Annotated in this window: 3 protein-coding genes; 2 read left to right on the forward strand and 1 reads right to left on the reverse strand. The window is 50.4% G+C overall.

The window, feature by feature from the left end:
* Window positions 1–250 precede the first annotated feature (250 nt).
* On the reverse strand, window positions 251–1,207 hold the full coding sequence (locus DEF47_RS16125; RefSeq protein ID WP_012188633.1) for an ROK family protein: 957 nt from the start codon (window positions 1,205–1,207) through the stop codon (window positions 251–253).
* A gap of 326 nt (window positions 1,208–1,533) precedes the next feature.
* On the opposite strand from DEF47_RS16125, the gene DEF47_RS16130 reads away from it, so the two are divergent.
* Together DEF47_RS16130 and DEF47_RS16135 are read left to right on the forward strand one after the other, a co-directional pair.
* Window positions 1,534–3,075 carry an adenylate/guanylate cyclase domain-containing protein gene (locus DEF47_RS16130; RefSeq protein ID WP_012188632.1) on the forward strand — a complete coding sequence of 514 codons (1,542 nt, stop codon included), beginning with the start codon at window positions 1,534–1,536 and terminating at the stop codon, window positions 3,073–3,075.
* Window positions 3,076–3,219: 144 nt separating this feature from the next.
* A complete protein-coding gene (locus tag DEF47_RS16135; RefSeq protein ID WP_012188631.1) occupies window positions 3,220–4,746 on the forward strand; it encodes a regulatory iron-sulfur-containing complex subunit RicT in 1,527 nt (508 codons plus the stop codon).
* The last annotated feature ends 72 nt before the right edge of the window (window positions 4,747–4,818 follow it).

Below are 4,818 nucleotides of genomic sequence, written 5' to 3' on the forward strand. Positions count from 1 at the left end.
TCATACACAAATTGAAATTTGGGAGTGCAGGGGGATTAAAGCCCTACGTTTCCCTCCAAACGATAATCCCACCGCAACTATCAAACTTGCAGTGGGGTTACTTGTAAATTAAGTTTACCGATTCATACACAAATTGAAATTTGGGGGTGCAGGGGGATTAAAGCCCCCTGCGTTTCCCTCCAGCGGAGGGACGGAAGGGTGGAGAAATAAGTAATTTATTTCCTGCAAGACTCAATTTGAGCCAACTCAACTATTGATTGAGGCTTTGCAAAGCCAAGGCCAAACCACCAATCGCCACTGCTTCGGCTCCCAACAACGAGTGCACAACTGCAATATGGCGCGGAGGCGTTGGGCTAATTAATTGATTAACTTGGGTTTCGACCGCGCTGCACAGCGCATCACCACCCTTGCGCGTGACAATCCCGCCAAGCACCAACAAGGCTGGATCAAGCAATTGCACCACGCCAGCCAAGCCTAAACCAAGCACTTCAACTGCTTCGCTAATCGTTTTAGCTCCAGCATTGGCATCATTGAACAACACATCAAGATCATCGGTTTGTAGGCCAAGTTCATTGGCGCGGGCTAATAAGCCGCGAATCGAGAGCAAATCTTCAATTTCGCGCTGATGGTTCAAGGAATAACGGGCATGGCCGATTTCGCCTGCGCTGGTGGTTATGCCGCGATGCAGTTGGCCATTCAGCACCAAACCACTACCAACACCTGTGCTCAAATGCAAATAATATAAATCTTGGACATCACGGCCAGCGCCAAACATATATTCGCCAAAAGCAATCAAGCTCGCATCATTTTCGATCAATGTTTGAGCATCAAAAGCGGCTTCAAATTGCTCGCAAACATTCAAATCGTTCCAACCAGCCATGCGATATGAACGACGCGTAACCCCACGTAGCGCATCGACCGGGCCACCAAAGCCCACGCCAATCCGCACCAGTTGCTGGCTTGGCACATTATTGGTTTCAAGCAATTCGTGAATCAAACTAAAACTTTGTTCAAGCACAGTTGTGGCGGTGCTTTCGGGAGCAAGCTCGGTGGCGGCATGGAACAGGTGTTGCCCACAAATATCAGTGACAACCGCGCGAATGCCATAACTGCCTAAATCAACCCCCAGCACATAGCTCGTTGGCCCAAATAATCCCCAATTGTGCTGGGCAATTTGTTGCTTAAGGCTATTCCAGAGTTCAGACATTGAACACCTCCTTGTGCTATGGTTGATCCCACAGTCCGATTATAGCACGTTGCCCGCCTAGCAACCGAGCATTTCGCCAGCAATTAGGCAGAGATCCGTTAACCAATCCAGGCTGATTGTTGGCGTTTCACCACCAATAATCTGACAGAAGAGTCATTTTTACAACCTTTTAATGATTGAATAAGGGCGAATTATTGTTGCCAGATCGCCGCAAAATCATCAGGATGGGTGAGCAACAATTGGCAAACTCCTGCTGTCTAATGGTTGCGCCATCTGCTATACTGCACACACATTGATCAGGCAACAACCTAGTAGGAAAGAACTTCATGGCACGTTTGCTTGCGACCATCGATGGGCAATCGCTGAATATTCCAATTACCAGCCGCGGCCTACAAATTGGTCGTTCGCGGCAAAACGATATTGTATTGAATCACCCGCATGTTTCGCGTCATCACGCCTCGCTTGAAACCCGGGGCCGCGATATTTTTGTGCGCGATACTGGCAGTTCCAACGGCACATTTGTCAATGGGCTACGGGTGAAGGAAGCCGCTCTGCGAGCTAACGATTTAATTAGCATCGGGCCATTCGAGCTTAAATTTGATGATCGGGCTGCGGCCAGCGTGATTATCTCCGATGAAGAGCTTGTGCCGCTGCAAAGCAACAGCCGCTCAGTCTCATCGGGCAAGCTCCCCGAACTCAATCTCGATGCTAACGATATTTTGCAAAATTTCTATCAAGTCAGCAGTCGCCTCAACATGATTCTCGATTTAGGCGAATTACTCGACACGATTATGGATGAAGTGCTGCGTTTGGTTCCCGCCGAACGTGGTTTATTGCTAATGACGCGCCAAGATGGGCTGGTGCCGATGGTCGTCCGAGCGCCGAGCGAAACTCAATCGCTAACCATTAGCTCGACGATTGCGCGGCGCGTGTTGCGCGAGGGCGTGGCGCTGCTCACATCCGATGCACGGGTGGAATTTGGCTCACAGGATAGCATCATCAGCCAAAATATTCACTCAGTATTGTGTGTCCCTTTAATTGGGAGAGCTGGCGTTTTAGGCTTGATTCACCTCGATAGCCCAGGCCTAGAGCGATTTAGCATCCGCGATCGCGAATTGTTGACGGCAGTAGCCTATCAAGCCTCACTGGGCATCGAGCGGGCCAATCTGACCAACCAGATTCGCAACGAAGAAAAATTACGTCAACAATATGCCCGTTTTCTCTCGCCCGATGTAGCGCGAACCGTGGCCCAGCAAATTAACGAAACTGGCGAAATTTTCATGAAGCCAGTTGAGCAAGATGCTAGCGTGTTGTTCTCGGATATTCAAGGTTTTACCACGATGACTGAAACCTTGCCGCCGCTAGAGCTACAAAACCTCTTAAACGAATATCTAAGCGTCATGACCGATGTGATTTTCGAGCATGGCGGCACACTCGATAAATTTATTGGCGATGGCATCATGGCGCTTTTTGGCGCTCCCGTGTATTATGAAGATCACGCCCAACGTGCAATCGATACAGCGCTAGATATGCTGGTACAACATCAAAAGCTTATGGCCAAAATTGATGCCAGCAAACACTTCCGCATCCGAATTGGAGTCAACACTGGGCGGGTTATTTCAGGCCTCGTCGGCACACGCGAACGTTTAGAGTATACTGTCCATGGCGACACCGTAAATACTGCCTCGCGGCTTGAAGGCAAAGCCGAGCCAAACAGCGTCTACACCAGCGAAGCCACGATTGCCAAGCTCGGTGAGAGCTACCAAGTACAGGAAGTTGGGCCATTGCAACTCAAAGGCAAAGCCCTAACTGTCCAAGTCTTCCGCGTCATGGGGAAAAACCTCCCAAGCGAAGGCTTTGAAGGATAATTATTCAAGGCAAAAGTCAAAGGGCAAAAATCAAAATCACTCCTTAGCTACCTGATACTTACCACTACCACAAAATTCTGTTCGATGTATTAACCGAACATTCTGCCTTTTGACTTCTGCCTTTTACTTTTTTAGGATAGATCTATGCCCTTGGTTGTTGGAGTTAAGTTTAAAGATTCGGGCAAAATTTACCATTTTGACCCAAATCAACATCATTTAGAGCTAGGCGATGCCGTAGTAGTTGAAACGGTACGCGGGCTAGAGCTTGGCAAAGTGGCAGCACCGATCGAAGATCTACCCGATTCTGATTTGATTGCCGAACTCAAACCAGTGATTCGCCAGCCCACCACCGAAGATTATGACCGCATGCGAGTGCTAGCTGAGCGACGCGATGATGTATTGCGGATTTGTGCCGAACGAATTAGCGTGCATCGCTTGCCGATGCGCCTGATTCGCAGCGATTGGAATTTTGATGGCACCCGTTTGACGATCTATTTCACCTCGCAGCAGCGGGTTGATTTTCGCCATTTGGTACGCGAACTAGCGCGAATTTTCCATGCACGGATCGAATTACGGCAAATTGGGGCACGCGATGAAGCCAAACTGCTGGGCGGATTAGGGCCATGTGGCCGACCATTGTGCTGCTCAACCTTCTTGCCCGATTTTGCCCGCGTTTCGGTCAAAATGGCCAAAGATCAAGACTTGCCACTCAATCCCTCGAAAATTTCGGGGGTTTGCGGGCGCTTGCTCTGCTGCCTTTCGTATGAACAAGAGCAATATCTTGAGATTAAGGCCGAGCTGCCAACCCGTGGCGAGCAGGTCAAAACGCCCGAAGGCATTGGCTATGTAGTTGCTGTCAATACCATTCGCGAAACCGTTACCGTTGATATTGAAAGTAATTACCACGATTTCAAAGCTGATCAACTTGAAACCCTGACAGGCGCAGCTGGAGCGATTGCCCGCGAACGGCTCGAACAAGGCGAGGCCGCACCAATTGCCCAAAAACGTTTCAACCGCCCAGTTGGCGAAACGATTAAATCAACGCTGAACAACTGGGATAACGAAGATTGGGGCTTGGATGAACTACGCTCGTTTGAGGAAGATCCCGAAAGTTCAGGCGATAAGCCCAAACCACGCCCCAAGCCAGCCCAACAAGCTCGGCCAAACCCCGAGGCACGCGAACAACGTACAAATCCGAACGAGCAACGGCCACGCTTTGACCGAGCAGAACGCCAGAAACGCTTTAATCGCTCGGAGGCGGCCAACGCTGAGGCTAGCGTAGCCCCAACACCAAGCAACGAGCCAAGTGAACGGAAACCACGTCATGCCTTCAAGCGCAAAGGCGACACGACCCCAACGCCTGAGCGACCAAAACTACCGGCGACAGTGCGTCAGCAATCGCTGGGCGGCGTGCCAGAGCAACTAACTCCGCGCGGTCGGCAGCCCTCGACGAATGACCCTGATGAACCGAAGCAACCAAATCGTCGCCGACGGCGCGGCAATGGTGGTAATGGCAATCAGCAAGGGCAACAGCAAGTTCAGCCCAAGCCCAACCAGCCGCAAGTAACATCAAGCAAGCCATCTACGGTCGAGAAAACCGAATCAGAATCAGCGAAGCCAGAGGCGAATAACGAGCGTCGTTCGCCAAGGCGACGCAAACGCCGCAGCTAAACGCAAAAGCTCCTTGGTTTTGTACCAAGGAGCTTTTTTAATACTTGCTAAAACAACAACACCGCGAGCTTA

Source organism: Herpetosiphon sp. (assembly GCF_003512625.1).
In the GTDB taxonomy this organism is placed as follows: Bacteria; Chloroflexota; Chloroflexia; order Chloroflexales; family Herpetosiphonaceae; genus Herpetosiphon; species Herpetosiphon aurantiacus.

Bases quoted from the DNA above. Each gene is read 5' to 3' on its own strand.
- DEF47_RS16125 (WP_012188633.1), bottom strand. From the start codon at position 1,207: ATGTCTGAACTCTGGAATAGCCTTAAGCAACAAATTGCCCAGCACAAT.
- DEF47_RS16130 (WP_012188632.1), top strand. From the start codon at position 1,534: ATGGCACGTTTGCTTGCGACCATCGATGGGCAATCGCTGAATATTCCA.
- DEF47_RS16135 (WP_012188631.1), top strand. From the start codon at position 3,220: ATGCCCTTGGTTGTTGGAGTTAAGTTTAAAGATTCGGGCAAAATTTAC.